The organism is Steroidobacter agaridevorans, assembly GCF_009932555.1.
Taxonomy (GTDB): Bacteria; Pseudomonadota; Gammaproteobacteria; order Steroidobacterales; family Steroidobacteraceae; genus Steroidobacter; species Steroidobacter agaridevorans.
Genome location: NZ_BLJO01000002.1, coordinates 735,916 through 754,828 on the forward strand (window position 1 = coordinate 735,916; position 18,913 = coordinate 754,828).

Annotated in this window: 17 protein-coding genes and 1 tRNA gene; 3 read left to right on the forward strand and 15 right to left on the reverse strand. The window is 62.0% G+C overall.

Annotation, left to right across the window (positions count from 1 at the left end):
- Positions 1-8: 8 nt before the first annotated feature.
- The 7 genes from GYH35_RS09990 to GYH35_RS10020 all read right to left on the reverse strand — a co-directional run bounded on the left by GYH35_RS09990 (position 9) and on the right by GYH35_RS10020 (position 4,018).
- The gene (locus GYH35_RS09990; RefSeq protein ID WP_161828295.1) at positions 9-437 is read right to left on the reverse strand and encodes a YciI family protein; all 429 of its coding nucleotides are present in this window, start codon (positions 435-437) and stop codon (positions 9-11) included.
- Between the two features lie 244 nt (positions 438-681).
- A complete protein-coding gene (locus GYH35_RS09995) occupies positions 682-1,215 on the reverse strand; it encodes a hypothetical protein (protein ID WP_161815820.1) in 534 nt (177 codons plus the stop codon).
- Positions 1,216-1,355: 140 nt separating this feature from the next.
- Entirely contained in the window at positions 1,356-1,796 is a 441-nt protein-coding gene (locus tag GYH35_RS10000) for a type II toxin-antitoxin system VapC family toxin (protein WP_161815821.1), read from the reverse strand.
- A complete protein-coding gene (locus GYH35_RS10005) occupies positions 1,793-2,116 on the reverse strand; it encodes a type II toxin-antitoxin system Phd/YefM family antitoxin (protein WP_161815822.1) in 324 nt (107 codons plus the stop codon). Before GYH35_RS10005 ends, GYH35_RS10000 begins: the two co-directional genes overlap by 4 nt.
- Before the next feature lie 278 nt (positions 2,117-2,394).
- Positions 2,395-3,246, reverse strand: a complete 852-nt coding sequence (locus GYH35_RS10010; protein WP_161815823.1) for a hypothetical protein — start codon at positions 3,244-3,246, stop codon at positions 2,395-2,397.
- Positions 3,247-3,670: 424 nt separating this feature from the next.
- Positions 3,671-3,746, reverse strand: a tRNA-Arg gene (locus GYH35_RS10015).
- Positions 3,747-3,778: 32 nt separating this feature from the next.
- The gene (locus tag GYH35_RS10020) at positions 3,779-4,018 is read right to left on the reverse strand and encodes a hypothetical protein (protein WP_161828296.1); all 240 of its coding nucleotides are present in this window, start codon (positions 4,016-4,018) and stop codon (positions 3,779-3,781) included.
- 163 nt (positions 4,019-4,181) lie between these two features.
- Between GYH35_RS10020 and GYH35_RS10025 the strand changes: the two genes are divergently transcribed.
- A complete protein-coding gene (locus GYH35_RS10025) occupies positions 4,182-5,846 on the forward strand; it encodes a response regulator (protein ID WP_161815825.1) in 1,665 nt (554 codons plus the stop codon).
- Between the two features lies 1 nt (position 5,847).
- Here the strand turns inward: GYH35_RS10025 and mgrA are convergent, their stop codons facing one another.
- The 4 genes from mgrA to GYH35_RS10045 form a co-directional block, all read right to left on the reverse strand.
- A complete protein-coding gene (gene mgrA, locus GYH35_RS10030; protein ID WP_161815826.1) occupies positions 5,848-6,864 on the reverse strand; it encodes an L-glyceraldehyde 3-phosphate reductase in 1,017 nt (338 codons plus the stop codon).
- A 20-nt stretch (positions 6,865-6,884) separates the two neighbouring features.
- Positions 6,885-8,186, reverse strand: coding sequence for a putative porin (locus GYH35_RS10035; protein WP_161815827.1), 1,302 nt, complete (start codon positions 8,184-8,186; stop codon positions 6,885-6,887).
- Between the two features lie 107 nt (positions 8,187-8,293).
- Positions 8,294-8,578, reverse strand: a complete 285-nt coding sequence (locus GYH35_RS10040) for an Lrp/AsnC family transcriptional regulator (protein WP_129649355.1) — start codon at positions 8,576-8,578, stop codon at positions 8,294-8,296.
- A 39-nt stretch (positions 8,579-8,617) separates the two neighbouring features.
- Positions 8,618-9,073: an Lrp/AsnC family transcriptional regulator gene (locus GYH35_RS10045; protein ID WP_202624209.1), complete on the reverse strand. Its 456-nt coding sequence runs from the start codon at positions 9,071-9,073 to the stop codon at positions 8,618-8,620.
- A gap of 132 nt (positions 9,074-9,205) precedes the next feature.
- Between GYH35_RS10045 and kynU the strand changes: the two genes are divergently transcribed.
- Together kynU and GYH35_RS10055 are read left to right on the forward strand one after the other, a co-directional pair.
- On the forward strand, positions 9,206-10,480 hold the full coding sequence (gene kynU, locus GYH35_RS10050; RefSeq protein WP_161815828.1) for a kynureninase: 1,275 nt from the start codon (positions 9,206-9,208) through the stop codon (positions 10,478-10,480).
- Between the two features lie 20 nt (positions 10,481-10,500).
- Positions 10,501-12,105: an AMP-binding protein gene (locus GYH35_RS10055; protein WP_161816002.1), complete on the forward strand. Its 1,605-nt coding sequence runs from the start codon at positions 10,501-10,503 to the stop codon at positions 12,103-12,105.
- 258 nt (positions 12,106-12,363) lie between these two features.
- On the opposite strand, the gene GYH35_RS10060 is transcribed toward GYH35_RS10055, so the two are convergent.
- The 4 genes from GYH35_RS10060 to GYH35_RS10075 all read right to left on the reverse strand — a co-directional run bounded on the left by GYH35_RS10060 (position 12,364) and on the right by GYH35_RS10075 (position 18,909).
- A complete protein-coding gene (locus GYH35_RS10060; protein ID WP_161815829.1) occupies positions 12,364-12,612 on the reverse strand; it encodes a hypothetical protein in 249 nt (82 codons plus the stop codon).
- Positions 12,613-12,636: 24 nt separating this feature from the next.
- On the reverse strand, positions 12,637-14,691 hold the full coding sequence (locus GYH35_RS10065; protein ID WP_161828297.1) for a hypothetical protein: 2,055 nt from the start codon (positions 14,689-14,691) through the stop codon (positions 12,637-12,639).
- A gap of 53 nt (positions 14,692-14,744) precedes the next feature.
- On the reverse strand, positions 14,745-17,135 hold the full coding sequence (locus GYH35_RS10070) for a tetratricopeptide repeat protein (RefSeq protein WP_161828298.1): 2,391 nt from the start codon (positions 17,133-17,135) through the stop codon (positions 14,745-14,747).
- 130 nt (positions 17,136-17,265) lie between these two features.
- Positions 17,266-18,909 (reverse strand): MraY family glycosyltransferase, encoded by a 1,644-nt coding sequence (locus GYH35_RS10075; protein WP_161828299.1) that lies wholly within the window; start codon positions 18,907-18,909, stop codon positions 17,266-17,268.
- Between the last annotated feature and the right edge of the window lie 4 nt (positions 18,910-18,913).

The following is an 18,913-nucleotide window of genomic DNA, read 5'->3' on the forward strand; positions in this document are numbered from 1 at the left end:
GCACCAATTCAACGTTTCCCTCTGAAAGTTTCGCTCCAGGTGGGAGCGGCTTTACGAATCACCTCGAGGTACTGGGGCGGGATATCGGATGGCTCCGTCATGGGGTGAATCGTGAGCACATCGGCGGCGCCCAGTCCAACCGGGCAACGAAGCGCCCACTGGGTCGCATCCTCCAGCGAGGGTACGTCTATCAGATAGAAGCCGCCGACCAGTTCCTTGGACTCTACAAAGGGCCCGTCGAGAACGGTGCGCTTGCCCTTCGATACACCAACCCGTACCCCTTTGCGGGCAGGATTCAGCCCTTCCGAGGCGACGAGCACCCCGGCCCGGTGCATTTCTTCGTTGAACCGCATGTAAGCGGCGAAGGTCTCGTCGTCGACGGGCCGGTCGGACGCCGGCGCCTGCGGATCAGAGGCGGCTGTGATGAGAAATCGCATCTTTGGTCTCCTGTAGTCACGCCGGCTCGCCGGAAGCCCCAAGAGCATCGGTGCCGGTCTTGCCCGGATACGACGAATGACGGCCGGTCCGATCGACGTCCCGCCGATCTTTTTTTTGGGCCCGCGATTGCAGCTGATCCACGAGCTACAAGAAGTCAAGTCAGAGACCGGCCTGGAGCCGATGGCCACGATACCCGGATAAATAACAACAACAACCCCGTGGAGCAGTCATCCAGCCTACGGACTATTCAATTGCATCCGTTACTCTGAGCAGCAGGTTTCCATCCGGCGTACAGAACTCCCTCGATCTGTATGCGCCTCGTTTGATTCGCGTCAGTTGCGTTGCGGGCACGAACCGCTCCCCATAATTGGGCAACTCCCAGGCATCGATAACAGTCGCCTGCCCGCTCTCCAAGATATCGGCGAGCAGCAATTCCATATCGACAAGATACAACGCGTCCTTGAGGAGCAATACAAACAGGTCTTTCGAATTGCCGGCTGGAAGACCGTCGCGAATATCTTTCAGCAGGCGCTGGGCAGGAGATGAAGCACCCTTCGCCCGCGGACGAATCCGCTCCTCCAGCTTTCGCACCAACGTCGCCGGTTCCACGACGATCGCGTAGTGGTCGGCACGATAATAGTAGAACTCCTGCAGCGTTCTCTTTTGCAGAGTGATCCTGCTGGTCGGATAGTCGGTGTTTCCTTTCGTGTCGGCCGAGCACCCCGCCTCGGCCTTGAAAGCCAGCCAACATAGGAGCAGAACGAAACAGCTTCTCATGACGATACCCAAGCGCTACGCAGCCATGAGTTCTTTCTGTCGGCCTCGGATGGCTTCGCAGGCAGGATTGGTGCCCCTGAGCGGAGCTGGGTTGAACCGAGTCCTTGAAACGCTGAGGGAATGGAACGCCTTACCGGCACTCAGGAATCGGGTAAATTGTCGACCCATGGATTGAACACCGGCACGCGCGCCTTTGCATATTCGGCAGTATCACGCGAGACGACTGTGAGACCGTGATGCTGACCGGTCGCAGCGATGATGAGATCGGGTTGCGGGAAGGTATGTCCGCTCTTGCGCCCTTCCTCAACCATGAGTCGCCACTTGAACATGACGTCCTCGCTGACCGCGAGCGCTCGCCCCTCAAACATCGGGCGAACTTTGTTAGTAAGCCAGTCCGTGAGTTCGGAGCGGCGCCCGGGATCGGGAACGAGCTCTATACCAAAGCGGATCTCGGCCAGCGTCACGATGCTGATATGAAGTAGCTCGAGGGGTTGGCTCGCGACGAACGCAAGTACCTTACGTTCCGGCCTTGGCCGACGGAGCTCCGAGAGAATGTTAGTGTCCAGCAGCCAACCTGTCACAGAGAGATATCTCGTACGGGCATGGGTTCCCGCTTGGGCGCGATATCGACATCACGATAAGGCGATGCTTGCATCGCCGCTATGAGCGCCTCACCGGTCACGTCGCCCTTCATGCGTCGAAAGTCCTCAGCGGCGATTACTACCACTTCATCGCGCCCATGCACGGTCACGTGCTGCGGCCCTTCGCTTCTGACCTTGCGCACGAGTTCGCTGAACCGCGCCTTGGCGTCCTGCAGGACCCAATATCCCCGTCGATTCTTCGCAGCCGCGCGCTGAGGCTTCTTGGGTGCTCCGGATTTGGATTTTGGTGACCTAGTCATGCTGACTAGATTAGCATGTCTCGTAAGCTGCTGCGGCGGCCTCTTCTCGCTTGTTTTATCTTGCGAAAATGGCGGCTGAATGTTCGCAATTATTTGATTCAAAAAGATTTTTTGTGACTTTACGCAGACTGAACCGGAAGAATTCTTCCACCTCGCGCACTCGACGCGTCGCGTCCTCAGCGAGCCAATCGAGACGACCTTTTCCCATTCTGCGCGCCGCCATTCGGGCCTCCATCAGATTTGCATTCATTCGACAGACCGTCAAAAGATGCTGAATTTTACGGATCATCTGGCGCGCGCTGTAGCACGCCCCTCAATCTGGTGCGCGCCGGTGTGGCAGCAGCTTCGAGAGCCTCCAAATCTTCAGAATTCGCTTCGGTCTTGCCCTGAATGTATTGGTGCGTTGGTAGCATCACGTAGTCCAACGCGCGCTTGTTAATGACAATGGTCCGGTGCCAACCCTCGGCGGCCAGAACGATCATGCCATCTGCCGACTGCCCGCCATCAAGATCGATCAGCTCTGAGAAGGCTCGGTAAAGCCTCTCAGGACCGTCGACGTAAACACTTCGTCGGTTACCCGAAGACAGCTGGTAAGTTGTTCTGTTAGCGAGAGCGAAAATCAGATCTGTTTCCTTCTGATTCTTCTCGCGTTCACTTTCAAGATCCTCTGGCTTGATCCGCCCATCAGCCACCAGCTTTTCGTACTGCTCATCCGTGATCATTACTCGCTCAGTGACCCGCTGCACATCGACCGGATCGAAGTCCTCCAGACCAATACCATCTGCTGCCAACGCCTCGACAATCTCCCAGTCGCGCGTATCCGGCATTTGAATGCTTACGTGATCTGGATAGTCACGGAACACTTCGCCCTCGGGCCCACAATCGTCGTACGCCTCGCTGGAGAAGTACAAGTCAGCGATAGCGCCGCTTCTAATGACTACTGTCTGATTCGCTAGACTTTGGACCATCACGAACGCTAAGTCTTCCTGCAGTTCCTCGTGCAGACGACGAAACGCTCCGTCTGAAATGGAAAGCAGCAGAGGAGCCCCGCCGCCGCAGAACTGAATCGACACTTCCCCATAGTAGTTAAGGTCCTCACCCACCGGTGATTCACGCGCCGAGAGAGCCACTAAGCGTTCGATGAGGAGTTGGTATCCTCGAGCGGACTAGGTTGAACCGTTCTAACGAAACGGCTCGAGTTCTGGCGAAACTGCAGGAAAGGCACACCGAATTGAGCCGGAACGCGAGCTATTCAACGCGCGCTCCTATCCGGCGATGAAACTGAAATCCACGTTTGCGCAACCTCGATTCCAACAACGTCCACACAACGACGAGCGCAGTAGCGAAGACCGCCTGCCACAGAGCGCCCCGCGCCCTACGTGGGCGCCACCAAACTCAGCTGCTTCGAGCGCAACTAACAGCATCTAGAGACGCTCGCATACTAAGGCACTTGAGCAAGTTGACGCGTCACGCGGTCCTTCAAGGCCGCTGATCGAATACTTGGCTGGCATCCCTGCCGTGCATACTGAGCTACGGATTGGTCTCTTTTTGAGTTGGTGCGCCCGGCAGGAGTTGAACCTGCGACCTACCGCTTAGGAGGCGGTCGCTCTATCCACTGAGCTACGGGCGCAACCAGGCGACATTCTAGCAGCTCACACAACTTCATGTCCTCGCGGGGTCATTCTTCTTCGCCCCGCGCAGGTTCAGGACGAACAGGCCGACTTGCAGGACGATCAGGGCCAGGGCGTCTTCGTGCCAGCCCCAGACGATCCACAGCACATTGCTCACGATGAACGTCCAGAAGCCCCAGTTGCGGCGGGCTTTGGACTGGGACGCGACCAGCCAGGCGGCCGCCAGGGTGACGACCATCGCGGGCCATTGCAGCAGCGACAACGCATCCATGAATACCTCGGATCGGGCGATTCGGCGTGGGAATGCCGGCGATCGAAGCAATCGCCCGGGTGCGGTACGAGTTCCGGCGCGGTGACGATGCGGCTGTCGGGAATGCACGTGCTTTGCTAGATTGCCCGCTTTGTCGGCGGCCGACAGCTTCCCATCGAATTACATGCTCGTCAGACGCATCCGCAAATGGTACGAGGCTACGCAATTCCTGCGCGAGCACATCTGGCTCGGCTATGCCTTTGCCTTGTTGACCAGCATCGGCGCCATGTATGTGCGGGTGCTGCTCAGTGGCGTGCTCGAAGGCTTTCCGTTCATCACGTTCTTCGTCGCCATCGTGCTCACGGCGTTTATTTTCGGCTGGCGGGCCGGCGCCCTGGCAGGCGCGCTGGGCGGCGTGATTTCCGGGTACTTCCTGCTGCCGTCCGACTGGTCCCTGTTCGGCAGCGGCATGTCGAACTGGATCGGCATGGGCTTCTACATCGTACTGGTCGGCGTGATCCTGCTGTTGACCGCGGCCATGCATCGCGGCTTTGCCGAATATGCCCAAGACGACCGCTTACGCCGGCAGCTGAACGACCTGCTGGAAATTCGGGTCGCGGAGCGCACCGCCGAGCTGGAGTCGGCGAATCAGAAGCTGCGCGACGAAGCCCAATCGCGAGCGGCCGCCGAAGCGCTGGTCAGACAGATGCAAAAGATGGAAGTCGTCGGCCAGCTCACCGGCGGCATCGCGCACGACTTCAACAACATGCTCGCCATCATCGTCGGCTCGCTCGACATGGCGAAGAAATACTTTCAACGCGATCCGGCCAAAGCGTCGCGATCCATCGACCATGCGCTGGAAGGCGCCACGCGCGCCGCCGAGTTGACAGCGCGGCTCCTGGCGTTCTCGCGGCAGCAACCGCTCGATCCCCGCGTCGTGGACGCGAATAAACTGGTGAGCGGCATGTCGGAGCTGCTGACGCGAACGCTCGGCGGCAACGTGCGCATGGAAACGGTGCTCGCCGGGGGGCTGTGGCGCATGTTCGCCGACCCGCCGCAACTCGAGAGCGCGATCCTCAATCTGTGCGTGAACGGTCGCGATGCCATGCCCGACGGCGGCAAGATCACGCTGGAGACGATGAATGCGCATCTCGACGACGTCTACGCCGCGGCGCATGCCGAGGTTCGGCCCGGTCAGTACGTGGCGATCGCGGTCACCGACACCGGCACAGGAATGACTGCCGAGGTGCTGTCACGCGCGTTCGACCCCTTCTTCACGACCAAGAAGCCCGGCCAGGGCACGGGGCTGGGGTTGTCGCAGGTGTATGGCTTCGCGAAACAATCCGGCGGCCACGTGAAGATGTATTCGGAAGTGGGCCAGGGCACGACGGTGAAGCTCTACCTGCCCCGCTACGTCGGCGAGGATGAGCCGCTTCAACACGAGCTGCCCATGGATCGTCAGCTCCAAGGGTCGTCGTCGGAAGTCATTCTCGTGGTGGAAGACGAAGACCGCGTGCGTCGGATGTCAGTGCAGCTGCTCAGCGACTTGGGTTACACAGTCATTCACGCCAGCGATGCGAAGCAGGCGCTCGCGATGCTGGAGACCGGGGGCGTCGCGTTCGACCTGCTGTTTACGGATGTCGTGATGCCTGACATGAACGGCAAGCAACTCGCCGATCGCGTCCGCGAGCTGCGACCGGGAGCCAAAGTGCTGTACACCACCGGCTACACGCGCAATGCGGTCATTCACAACGGCATGCTCGACCGCGATGTCTCATTCCTGCCCAAGCCCTTCACGATCCAACAGCTCGCGACCAAAGTCCGCCAGGTATTGGATCAGAAGCAGTAGCTCACGCCGGCCCCGGAGCGATGCGGTCGATGGCCGCCAGCTCTTCCTTGGTGAAGCTCAGTTGCTTCAACGCGCCGAGATTCTCTCGCACCTGAGCCGCGCTGCTCGCGCCGATGATCGCGGACGTCATGCGCGGATCGCGTAGAACCCAGGCAATCGCCAGCTGGGCAAGCGACTGGCCGCGTGCCTGAGCAATTTCATTCAGCGCTGCCGCCTTCTTCACGACCACGTCGGACACCTGCTCCGGCCGCAGGAATCGAGTGCCTCGCCCCACGCGCGAGTCCGCGGGAATGCCCTGCAAATAGCGGTTCGTCAGCAAGCCTTGCTGGAGCGGCGAGAAACAGATCATGCCGGCGCCGATCTTCTCGACCGCCTCGAACAGGCCCGTCTCGATCTCTCGTTTCAGAATGCTGTACGAGGGCTGATGGATCAGCAGCGGAATGTTCCAGCGGCGCAATACCGCTTCCATCTCCAGCGTCTGCTCGGGCGAGTACGCGGAGATGCCGACATAGAGCGCCTTGCCCTGCTGCACGGCCGTCGCAAGCGCCGAAGCGGTTTCCTCGAGCGGGGTCTCGGGATCGAAACGATGCGAATAAAAGATATCGACGTAATCGAGACCCATGCGTCGCAGACTCTGATCGAGGCTGGCGAGCACATACTTGCGTGAGCCGCCGCCCTGCCCGTACGGCCCGGGCCACATGTCCCAGCCCGCCTTGGTGGAGATGATCAGCTCGTCGCGATGCGCCTGAAAATCTTCCTTGAGGATGCGGCCGAAGTTGCTCTCGGCGCTGCCATACGGCGTGCCGTAGTTGTTGGCGAGATCGAAGTGAGTGATGCCGAGATCGAACGAGGCTCGCAGGATCTCGCGCTGACGCTCGAGCGGCGTGTTGTCACCGAAGTTGTGCCATAGCCCGAGCGATAGCGGCGGCAGTTTCAAGCCGCTGCGGCCGACCGGGCGATACGCGAATTGATCATATCTGTCGCTGGAAGCGACGTAACCGGTGGCGGGCTGTGTCATGCCCGCCATCGTAGCAGTTATCAGAACGAGACCATAAACGCGACACGGATCCGATCCAGCCAGTCGCCGATGGCATTGCTACCCGCGTCGACAGCGTTCTCCGGCTTGTAGTGATACCAGATGGCGGTGAGCAGCGTTTTCGGCATCGGCACGTAATCCACCGTGAGCGCATGCAGCTCATAGTTGGTGCCGATGCCGATGTTGTCGTGTGAGAACGCGCCCAGCACCGCATCCGTCTCGGCCACCGAGTAGCCATAGGTCACGCGCAAATCGTGGGGCTGAGTCACGCGACCGATGCCCAGGTCCGCGCCGTAGCCGGTGTCCTGTGAAGTCTCGGCGCCGAAGTTCTTCACGTAGTTGCCGACGAAACGCACCGGCCAACGCGCGCCAAGTCCCGAATAGCTCGCACCGAGGATGAAATCGCCAAGATTGAAGTCGGAGAGATAGCTGCCGTCGGGCCGACGCAGATTGCTCCGGAAATCGCCGGCGTCGGCGCCAACGATGCTGCCCAAGGTGTAGTCGTAGTAAGCCACGGACGCATCGAACTTGAAGTGGCCGAGCTCGGCGGAGTCGTAACCGAGCTGGACGCCGCTCATGGTGCTGTCGGGGCCGACGGCATCTTCATCGACGATGAAGAACAAACCGCTCGCGCGCAGGGCCGAACCGTCGCCGAGCTTGTGCCTGTACACGCCGCTCAGGCCTTGCGGATTCACGTCGCCATCCCACACCAGGTCGGTTCGCGTAAAGGGCTGCGGAATCTTGCCGCCGTAAACATTCAGGTCGCCGAAATTGATCTGCGCGTAGGCCTGATCGAGGCTGACCTGAAAGTCATCGTCCCAATTCGACATCTGCACGTCGACGCTGTTCGGATCGTCCGCATCGCCGGTCACCAGGCGGGCGCCGACGGTGACGCGATCGGTGACGGCATACGTCGCACCGAGACGGCCACGAACCTGTCCGCTGTCACGTGCGCGGGCATCGTCATCGGAGTAGTCGCCTTGATAGCGCAGGCGCAGATCGCCCGACACCGTCAACTTCGGCTTGCCATCGGGATTCGCAAACTGCGGAGCCGGCGAGGAAGGAGCAACCGCGGGCGCGCTCTGAGCCGCAGCGCTGGTCGCGCCGACACTCGCTTCCAACTCACGAATTTTCGCTTCGGTCTGACGCTGCCACTCGGCGATACGCGCCTGCTCTGCTCGCAATGCTTCGATCTGCGCGCGAAGCGCGGCGGTGTCGGTGGTGCTCGCAGCTTGAGCGAATGCGTTCGGGCTCGCGGCCGCCAATAGGACGGCAACAGCTGCGCCGAGGTTGTTGGAATTCATGAATGCTCCACGGTTGAAAACTCGGGCGCGCCTGTTCGGCGCGACCGCGGAGCATGATGCCGAACGAGTACTGACGTTAACCTGACGCTCTTGTCAGCTGCCGAGGGTCAGCTGCCGAGATCGAACATCCCTTCGACCGCAGCCTTCGTGAACACACGGAACGCGATCATCGTCTCGGTCAACTGCACGCCGGGCAGCTTGCGCATCTTGTCGCTGACCACCTCGGCCAGCTGCTCGTTTTCCTTGACGCGCACGATGGCGACGAGATCGTACTGCCCCGCCACCGAGAACACTTCGGCGACGCCTTTGAGCTCGACGAGCTTTTGCGCGAGCTCGTTGACACTGGAAGTTTCGGCCTTGATGAGGACCACTGCACTGACGCCGCCGACCATGACTGACTCCTTGAACCTTTGTAACTTTACTTTCGTCGCTCACCGCAGGCAGGCCATCACCGAGCCGCGATGCTTGATGGTCTTCATGCAGACCGTCGTTTCCAATCGTTGCACACCGGGCAGCCGCGAGATCTGCGCCCGGAGCAATTCATCCAGTTCGCCGATGCCACGCACCAGGACATGCAGCAGGTAGTCCGCCTGCCCCGCCGTCGTGAAGCACTCCAACACCGACGGGTGCCGATTCACTGCCGCCTCGAAATCGGTATGCCGCGTCGGGTTGATGGTCACTTGCACGAAGGCATGTAAATCCAACCCGACCGCCGCGGCGTCGATCTCCGCCCGATAACGCCGGATGACGCCCTGACGCTCCAACTCCCGCACTCGGGACCAGCACGGACTCTTCGACAACCCGACCTTCTCGCCCAGCTCGGCGTACGAGAGCCGTCCGTCGTCTTCGAGCAATTTCAGGATAGTGGTCTCTGTCTTGTCCAGCATCGGGACATTTTCCTCCGAATCGGGGTATCGACACTACTATCGTTCTTTACGGCGCATGGCAAGACCCGCCTTTCGGAACAATGTCCGGCGGCCTTGGGCCGACACTTTCCGACAGGCACAGGGGTCCGCCAGATGCATCGAAAATTCGACAAGATCACGACCTTCGAGCGACGAGATGCGATTACCTACCCGGCGATCCGCCGGTGGGACCAGGAAGACCCGTTACGCCACCGTCGCGAGGAGTTCGAGCTACCGGGCGGCATCATTTATATGGACGGCAACTCGCTCGGTCCGCTGCCCAAGGCCACCCGCGGCCGGATCGAGGAAGTGGTCGCCAAGGAATGGGGCCAGGGCCTGATCCGCAGCTGGAACGAGCATCACTGGATCGACGCGCCTTTGCGCGTGGGCGACAAGATCGCCCGATTGATCGGCGCACGCAGCGGTGAGGTCGTCGTGGCCGACTCCACCTCCGTCAACTTGTTCAAGCTGCTGGGCGCGGCGCTCGCCGCCCGCCCGGACCGCTGCGTGGTGCTCTCCGAGCCCGGCAACTTCCCCACCGATCTGTACATGGCCGAAGGCGCCATCGGCACTCGCAGTTGTCCGTTACAACTGCGGCTGGAACCGGCCGAGCGCATCATCGACGCCATCGATGCGAACACCGCGGTGGTCATGCTCACGCATGTCCACTACAAAACCGCCGCCATTCACGACATGCGAGCCATCACTGCCAAGGCTCACGAGCATGGCGCGCTGGTGATCTGGGATTTGAGTCATAGCGTCGGCGCGATCGAGGTCGATCTGAACGGCTGTGAAGCCGACATGGCCGTGGGGTGCGGCTACAAATATCTGAATGGCGGGCCGGGCGCGCCGGCGTTTTTGTTCGTCTCGCAACGGCTGCAGGACCAGCTCACCTCGCCGCTCAAGGGTTGGATGGGTCACAACCGCCCGTTCGAATTCATCGACAACTACGAGCCGGCCAACGGCATCCGTCGTTTCCTGTGCGGCACGCCGTCGATTCTTGGCGTACTGAGCCTGGAGGTCGGCGTCGATCTGATGTTGCGCAGCCGGATGCAGGACATCGTGCAGAAGTCGCGCTGGCTGAGCGAGTTGTTCGTCGATCTCCTCGCCGACATCTGCCCGTCGCTGCAACTGGTCAGTCCGGCGAACGTGAACGATCGCGGCAGTCATGTTTCCTTCTCGCATCCCGAAGGCTACGCAATCATGCAGGCGCTGATCGAACGCGGCGTGATTGGCGACTTCCGTGCACCGGATCTGCTGCGCTTCGGCTTCACGCCTTTGTATCTTCGCTACCAGGATGTCTGGGACGCCGCCTACACAGTTGCCGATGTAGTCCATAGCGGCTGCTGGGCAGATCCGCGTTATGCCGTTCGCGCCGCGGTGACATGATGTTCGCCGAGTCCTTTCGCATGCCGTACACCTCCCATGTGGATGGCTTTGCGAATGAGCGATTGCCGCCGCCGCACTTGTGGCCGGAGTTTCGTTTCGACCTGCCCGAGCTGCAGTATCCCGAACATCTCAATTGCGGCGTCGTGCTGATCGACGATGCCGTCCGCGAAGGGCATGGCAACCGCGTCGCGCTCTACGCCGACAGCGGCGTTTGGACCTACGCAGAGCTGCTCGAGCGCAGCAATCGCATTGCCAATGTGCTGGTGAACGAGATGGGCATCGTGCCCGGCAATCGCGTGCTGCTGCGAGGCCCGAACAATCCCACGTTGGTCGCCTGCTGGCTGGCCGTGATGAAAGCCGGCGCGATCGCCGTGACAACCATGCCTTTGCTCCGCGCGCACGAGCTGTCGGTCATCGCCGAGCGCGCGCAAATCGACCATGCCCTGTGCGACTCACGTTTCGCACAGGAGCTGCAGCAGGCCGCGCAACTCGGCGGACGCCTGCGCAAGATCGTGCAATTCGGGGGTGGCCAGCTGGAGAAAATGATGAACGGGCAGGCTTCGACATTCGCCAATGTCGACACTGCCCGTGACGACGTTTGTTTGCTCGCATTCACGTCTGGAACGACAGGCACGCCGAAGGCCACCATGCATTTTCATCGCGATGTGCTCGCGATGCGCGAGATCGTCGCCGGCCATCTGCTCGAGACTTCACCCGAGGACATCTATGTCGGCAGTCCACCGCTCGGCTTCACGTTTGGATTGGGAGCCCTGCTGGTTTTCCCATTGGGCAGGCGCGCGGCGAGTGTCCTCGTCGAACAGCCGAGCGGCGAGAACCTGCTGGCGGCTGTGCAACGTTTCCGGGCGAGCGCATTGTTCACATCGCCGACAGCGTATCGATCGTTGCTACCGCTGTTGAGCAAGTTCGATATTTCCAGCCTGAAGCGCTGCGTGTCCGCGGGCGAGGCGTTACCCAAGGCAACGTCGGATGCGTGGTTCGCAGCGACTGGCATTCGCCTGATCGATGGCATCGGCGCCACCGAGCTGATCCATATCTTTATTTCCGCCAAAGGCGATCAGATTCATCCGGGCACCACGGGCAAGCCGCTGCCCGGCTATCAGGCGTGCATCCTCGACACCGATGGTCTGCCTTTGCCACCGGGCAAAGTCGGTCGCCTCGCCGTGAAGGGTCCGACCGGATGCCGCTATCTCGACGACCCGCGCCAGCATGATTACGTGTTTGAAGGATGGAATGTCACCGGCGATCTGTATTCACAGGACGAGGACGGCTATTTCCATTTCGAAGCGCGCGCCGACGACATGATCATTTCCGCCGGCTACAACATCGCCGGGCCGGAAGTGGAAGCGGCGCTCCTGGAACATCCCGCAGTCAAAGAATGCGCCGTGGTCGGCGTGCCGGACGAAGCGCGCGGTCAGCTCGTCAAGGCATTCATCGTGCTTCACGACGGCAACGACGGCTCGTCGGAGCTCGTGCAAACATTGCAAGCGTTCGTGAAGCAAACCATCGCGCCATACAAATACCCGCGCGCCATCGAATTTCGCAGCTCGCTGCCGAAGACCGCGACCGGAAAATTGCAGCGTCACGCGTTGCGCTCGACGAGCTGAGCGCCAGCTTGCAATAGCCCTGCAATGTCGATGTCACGTTGAGGCGGTTGAATGGCCCCTCTTCGCTGATCCGTCTCGCAGGCGCAGACATGAAAGACCTGATCCGCTCGCCTCTGCAATTCGTCCGGCCCATGACGAAGGACGAGTGGCAGGACCTGGTGTTACGAGCCGGTCACAATGAGAGGCTACGGATCAGACGGCGTCAGCGGCGCGCGAAGCCGACGTCTCTGGACCTGAGCGATCGCCGTGGCGGCGAGCTCACGCGGCCCGCTTCTTCCGCGAGCCTTTGAGGGACGCATCGGGCCCGAGCAATTTCTTCAATTTTTTGCTCAAGCCCTCGAGCTCGGCACGCGCCTTCTTGGCAACCTTCTTCGCTTCCTTGAACAGGCGGCGGGCTTCGCGAGCCCGGGCCTTCGCATCGCGCGCTTCCTGTTTCGCCAGCTCGGCCCGCTTGCGTGCATTCAGCGTACGACGCTGCAGCTCACCGACGCTCTTTTTCTTCGCCATTGCGGTCCCCGGTTCGCTGAACGGTCAGCGCAGGATAGAGCGTCTGCGTGCCGTCGCCAAGCTCAGCAATGCCAGCAGAGAAACGAGCAGCAGCGGATCCATGGCGCCGCCACCGCCTCGACGGAGCGCCGCCGCGTTCACCGTGACAGTGACGGACGCATCATCCCGGCCGCCCGGGCCCACGCACTCGATCTCGAAAGTCGTATTCGCCGTGAGAGCGACGCTCGTCTCGGGCCCGGTAAGCGCCTTGCTACCGCTCCAGCCACCGGCCGCCGAGCAGGAGGTCGCACCGGTTGCCGACCACGTCAGCGTGGTGGTTTGACCCGACGTCACCGAAGTCGGCGAGGCTGCCAGAGTCACGACCGGCGGAGCCACGGAGTCGGCGACCTTCATGCCGAAGGTTCCGTAATTCGCATCCGCCGCCGGCTGACCGAGGAAATTCAACACGTGCAGGCCGGCTTCGAGCTGCAGGTTCTGAATGGCGCTGCTGCCGATCACTTGCCCCACCAGCGTGGTGCCTCGAGTGACGGCCAGCCAGCTGGTCCGCAGCCGCTCGGGAAACGCGAAGTCTTTCAAAGTCACATCGTAGCGACCGGCGGCGGGCAACGTGACGACTCGGGCGGTGAACAAGCCGCCGACGCCCTGCGTGCTCTCGATCACCGTCGCATTGCCCGGCTGAGTGGTCAGGGTCAGTGCAAACAAACCATTGCCCGGCGTCGTGCCAGACACTGGCGGTGGAGTCGCGGCAACCAGCACACGCATCCGGCCGGTCTGCAAGGTCACAGGCTCGCTGCCTGCTTCATCGAGCTGATGAACGACTGTCGCACCCTGCACCACCGCGGCCCGCAGGTCGGTAAGCTGCGTAGGAAAGCGCAAGTCCGCGAGCGTGAGCATGTAGTTGCCGGCGGCAACGGCCTCCGACGGCGAGAAGGAATAAATCGCCGGCGTCGACGCTTCGGGCGAGGCATCGGCGATGTGAACATCTGCGTACTCGACCTGCGCGCCTTGCCCCAACGTGACTGACGCAGCGCCAACGGTCGGCGTCACCGCATATACAAACAACTGCGCCGGACCTGCGCTCAGCGTCAAGTTTGCTGCCGTCGTGCCGGTCGTGCTGCCGACGAAGGTTTCGTTCTGGATCACTGCAGCCGAGAACGAAGTGAGGGCCTCTGGAAATTCCAGATCCGCCAACGTAAGGGTGTGCGCCCCGGCACTGGCAATGCTCAACGTGCGTGCGCGCGGCAAGCTGCCGACCGCATTTTCACTTCGATAAATCACCGCATCCGAAGGTCCACCCTGCACGCTCACGCCATACAACCCCGCCGCATCCGCGCCGGAACTGGATGCAATGACGATCAAGTCGTAAGTGGCGCCGGCCGTCGCATTGAACGTGCCCACGTCAGCCGTGCTGAATGCCCCCTGATTGCTTACAACGACGCCGACGGTCGGCGAGGTCTGCAGCACCAGCACATTCCTCTCGACCAGCGGCGCAGGAAACGAGCGATCCAACGCACGCACCCGATAGGCGCCGGCCTGAGTCACGGTGAATGAAGTCTGCAACACCGTTTGCTCCGGCGCCGGACCGCTCTGAATCGCGATCTCATCGGCCACTTGAAAGAGGGGCGCGCCGCCACCGGATGGAGCCACGTCGACGCTGAACAGGCCGACGCCCGCATCCGAAGCAGCGCCCAACACGTGCACGCGATAGGTGCCCGGTGTCCCGGCGAACACCTGCGTTTCCGGCAGCTGCGCGATGTTCGGTTCGGTCGGATAATCGATCTCGAGCTCAGCCACAGCCTGCAAGTCTCGCGTCACCAGCACTTGCAACGACTGCAGGACCGGCACATTGAGATTGGTTGGATCGACCGGCAGTCCCGGCATCACGCCGAGATCCTTCAAGGTCACGACGTAGTTGCCCGCGGCGGTCAACGTGAACTCATAGGTCGGCGGCAACTGTGCGGCGGCTGCGGCATTCGCGGCCAGCACTTCCGATGTTTCCAACACTGTCGCCGACCACGCCGGCAAGCCGACACCCGACGCCAGCCACGCGGCCAGCGCCACAATCGTTTTTCTAAACACAACCGCTCCCCACGCGGCGCGAGCCGCGTCCCGAAATTGAAGTTCTATCTTCCTTAGCCGGCCGCTTTCATTTGATCGAGCGCCGCCTGCGCATCCTTCGAGCCGTGGAACTGACGGCCCGAGCTGACCGCGGCTTCGAGATTCTTCTGCGCCGACGCGCGATCGCCGGTCTTGAGCTGCGCCATGCCGAGGTGATAGCGCATCAGCGGCGATTCCGGCGACTTGTCCACCGCCTGCTGCAACAGGGCCAACGATTCCTGGAACTCGCCGCGCTTGAATTTCACCCAGCCGCGCGTATTCAGAATGGACGGCTCGCTGACATTGTCGAGCTTGCCCGTCAGCTCCGCGGCACGCTCCAGGCTGGAAGGATCGGTGCGATAGCTCACCAGCAGCATCGCCAGATTGTTGGCGGCCGCGACGGAATTCGGCTCGCGCGTCACCATGCCTTCGTAGATTCGAATGGCGTCATCGGGTCGATCGAGGCGCTCATAGAGCGCGGCCAGGTCGGTGCCCAGCGCGGCGGCGCCGGTTTTCGCGAAGCCATCTTCGAGCGCCTTGATGGCTTGATCGTTGCGCTTGCCCGCCAAATGCGACAGAGCGAGGCCTCGATACGGCATCCACCATTGCGGCGCCTTCGCGATGGCTTCGTCGAATGCAGCAGCGGCGGCATCCAGCTCGCCACGCGTCGCCAGCAGCTCGCCCTTCAAATTGCGAGCGATGACATTGTCCGGCTGCTGCGCGATGACTTTGTCCAATCGAGCGAACGCCTGTGGCAGCTGCTTGCGAGCTGCATCGACGCGCACCAGTGCGGTCAACGGCTCACCGGCGCTGGGTTGAATCTCCAACGCACGCTCATAGGCAGTGGCGGCGGCGTCGTATTTCTTCTCCGCCTCGCTGACCGCGCCTTCCAGATACCAGCCCAGCGGCAGATCCGCACGCGCCTGTTTGATATTTTCCGCCGTAGCGCGAGCCGCCGTCAGATCCTTGAGCTGTGCCTGCACGCGGAACAACGACTCCATCACCGATACATCGCTCGGCGACTCTTTCACCAGTTGCTCGAGCACCGGGCGCGCCTGCTCGCCCCGCCCCGACTGGGTCAACAGCTGCGCCAGCTCCAGCCGCACGGTTTTGTCGCCAGGATTGGACTGCACCGCCGATCGCAATGTTTCTTCCGCAAGCGCCGGCTCGCTGTTCTGCAAGTGAGCCCGAGCCAGGGCTCGCAGGATGGGCGCCGAGTTCGGCTGATCGCGCAGCACCGAGCGCAGGTCCGCAATCGCCGCCGGCGCATCGCCGCGCGCCAACGCCATATTGCCGCGCAGGGCCAGCGCGTCATTGTCGCGAGGGTTTTCCTTGAGCACTTCTTCGATGAGCGTCGATGCGCCCTTCACATCCTGCTTCGCGAGCAGCAGAGTCGCGAGCCGGTTGCGGGCCACCAGGCCGTCGGGCTTGGTCTCCTGTTCCTTGACGATTTCGCCGTAGACGCGCTGAGCATCGTCGATCTTGCGCTGTGACTCGTAGAACCGGGCGAGCGCGAGTTGCATCTGCGCGCCGTCCTTTTCCTCGTCGGCGAACTTCTTCAGCTCCACCTCGGCCTTGTCGGCGCTGCCATTCGATGCGAGCAGGTCTGCGAGTGCCGCCTTCGCTTCGACGCTGTCGGGCTTGGCACTGATGGCGTCGCGCATCGTCTGTTCGGCGGCCACCAGGTTCTTGGTGAGCATGTGGAAGCGGGCCAGCCGGTAGCGATGCGAGAGGTCCTCGGGCTGCATCTCGATGACCTTGCGCAACTGCGCCTCGGCCTCGGGCATCTGTTTGTGAGCAAGCAGCAAATCGGCGAGCACGACGCGCAGGTCGACGCTCTCCGGCACGCGCTCGATGCCCGCGGTGACGATTTCGATGGCCTTGTCGCTGCGGGCATTCTGTCGATACAACGACGCAAGCAGCGCAATCGCATATTCGTCGTTGGGCGCCAGCTTCGCCGCCGCTTCAGCGTCTTCGAACGCGCCCGGCACATCGCCAAGCTGCGCCTTCGCCGCGCCTCGCACGGTCAGCAAAGGCGCGCTCTGAGGATTCTGGGTCAAACCGGGTGTCACCAATTCCATCGCGCGGTCGGGCACGCCACCGAGCAGGAACAAGCGCCCCAGCGCCGCCCGCGAATCCGTATGATTGGGATCCTGGTCGATGGCCGCTTGATAATGCCCGACGGCTTCACGCGGATTGCCGAGCTTCTCCGCGATGCGGCCCAGCTGATAGCGGGCGTTGACGTCGTTGGGCTCGATCTGCAAAGCGTTACGGAATTCGACACGCGCCTTTTCGTAGTTGCGCTCGGCGAGATAGCTTTCGCCCTTTTCCACATAACGAGCCTTGCGCTGCTCGGCCCCGCCGCAGCCGGCCATCAGGCTCACGATCACCGCGGCACTCACCAGTTTGCTGAGAGTCTTCTTCACGTCGCACCGATATTTGAATTTTGACTGCGCAGGATGTGACCTGGCGCAGCGTCTGAGCTTGGGTGACGAGCGTATGCGCGGGAGTTGACGGTCCGATGACAGCGCCGTTGCAAGCGGCGCGAGCAATGTTTCAAAGCCAGCCGTGCAGCGAGCACGCCGCGAGATAGCCCAGCGCCACCAGGCTGGGCAGCCGCCACCAGTGCGCGGACGCGCTGAATAATGTTTCCACGCCATACATCAGCACCACCAGCTTCGCGATGCTCTCGCCGACGGTCGCCGAGCTCACCACCGAGCCCGGCAGATTGGGCACGGCCACTGCAATAAAAACGACCAATATGTCCAATGGCGTGACCCGGAAGCGCCGGTCGCTCGCGAGCCGGAAACGTATGACGATTGCAGTCACCAGTGCTGCAAACAACACCACCTGCAGCGTCGCGCGCCGATCCAGGAATGTCGTTGTCTGACGATCGAAATACACGGCCATCACCAGCGCGAGGAACGCGGCGCCCTTCAACATCCAGCCCGAGTCCGCCTCCCGCCAGCGCATGGCCATCGAGCCCGCGGTGACGACCGCAACGATCGCCGCCATGATTTGCACGTCACTGCTGGGCGGCGGACTCTCGAGGCCCACCGAAAAAAGATATACAGCGACGGCGGCTGCGATGAAGAGCAGCGCCCAGCGTGGCAAACGCGCTGGCGCACGCAGCCAGACGACGAATCGGCCCAGCTGCGACGAACTGCCGTTGCCATTGCGGCTCACCGGGCGCCACCGCCAGCCCAACGCCGTCGCCAGCTGCAACGAGCCGATGACGAGCAACGACACACCGGCGAACGAGGCGACGATGGTGAAGTCGGATTCGTAGCGCAGATACCAGGCGGTGACGAACAGGCAGGCCTGCAGCAGATAAATGCCCATCACCGCCTCGTGATGATCGAAGCCGAGCGCGAGCAAACGGTGATGGATGTGATTGCGATCCGCCTGCAGCGGCGACCGGCCTTCGAGCATCCGTTGCGTCATCACCATCAGCGTGTCGATGATGGGAATGCCGAGCAACAGCAACGGCAGCGCGGAGCTGAGCGGCGTCGTTTCGTCCTGCGTGAGCACCACTGCGAGCACGGCGACCGAGAAGCCGAGGATCTGGCTACCGCCATCGCCCATGAACACGCGCGCCGGATGCGTGTTGTAGCGAAGGAAGCCGAGGATCGCGCCGACGATGACGATGGCTACCACGCCTACGAACGGCGTGCCCGAAGTAAATGCCAGCAATGCCAGCGCGGACAGTGACAGCAACGTGGTGCCGCCCGCCAGTCCGTCGAGGCCGTCAGCGAGATTGATGGCATTGGTCACGCCGATCAGGAACACGAACGTCAGCGGCCACGCGATGGCGCCCGGCAGCTCGTACCGCTCCGCCAGGGTCACGGTGGAGATGGTCACATCGCCCCACTGCATGATCAGCAACACCGCGATGATCTGACCGAGCAGCTTCGGGCCGGCGCTCAAGGTCACCCGGTCGTCCCAAACGCCGAACAACAGCAGCACCAGCACGCCGGCGAGATAAGCCGGCATGGGCTGTGCGAACTCGCCGGAAAGTAACAAAGCCAGCAGCGTGCCGGCCGCCATCGCGATGCCGCCCACCCTCGGCACGGGCGTCGTGTGCACCTTGCGGGCTTCCGGTGCGTCGAGAAAGCGCCAGCGTGCGGCCGCCTGCATCAGCGGCGGGATGAGCGCCATCGTGACGCTCATCGCCAGCAGGAAGCCCAGCATCAGGTCCATTGGG

Coding starts and splice junctions, on each gene's coding strand:
- GYH35_RS09990 (WP_161828295.1), bottom strand. CDS start 437: ATGCGATTTCTCATCACAGCCGCCTCTGATCCGCAGGCGCCGGCGTCC.
- GYH35_RS09995 (WP_161815820.1), bottom strand. CDS start 1,215: ATGAGAAGCTGTTTCGTTCTGCTCCTATGTTGGCTGGCTTTCAAGGCC.
- GYH35_RS10005 (WP_161815822.1), bottom strand. CDS start 2,116: ATGACTAGGTCACCAAAATCCAAATCCGGAGCACCCAAGAAGCCTCAG.
- GYH35_RS10020 (WP_161828296.1), bottom strand. CDS start 4,018: ATGGATGCGTTGTCGCTGCTGCAATGGCCCGCGATGGTCGTCACCCTG.
- GYH35_RS10025 (WP_161815825.1), top strand. CDS start 4,182: ATGCTCGTCAGACGCATCCGCAAATGGTACGAGGCTACGCAATTCCTG.
- mgrA (WP_161815826.1), bottom strand. CDS start 6,864: ATGACACAGCCCGCCACCGGTTACGTCGCTTCCAGCGACAGATATGAT.
- GYH35_RS10035 (WP_161815827.1), bottom strand. CDS start 8,186: ATGAATTCCAACAACCTCGGCGCAGCTGTTGCCGTCCTATTGGCGGCC.
- GYH35_RS10040 (WP_129649355.1), bottom strand. CDS start 8,578: ATGGTCGGCGGCGTCAGTGCAGTGGTCCTCATCAAGGCCGAAACTTCC.
- GYH35_RS10045 (WP_202624209.1), bottom strand. CDS start 9,073: ATGCTGGACAAGACAGAGACCACTATCCTGAAATTGCTCGAAGACGAC.
- kynU (WP_161815828.1), top strand. CDS start 9,206: ATGCATCGAAAATTCGACAAGATCACGACCTTCGAGCGACGAGATGCG.
- GYH35_RS10055 (WP_161816002.1), top strand. CDS start 10,501: ATGCCGTACACCTCCCATGTGGATGGCTTTGCGAATGAGCGATTGCCG.
- GYH35_RS10060 (WP_161815829.1), bottom strand. CDS start 12,612: ATGGCGAAGAAAAAGAGCGTCGGTGAGCTGCAGCGTCGTACGCTGAAT.
- GYH35_RS10075 (WP_161828299.1), bottom strand. CDS start 18,909: ATGGACCTGATGCTGGGCTTCCTGCTGGCGATGAGCGTCACGATGGCG.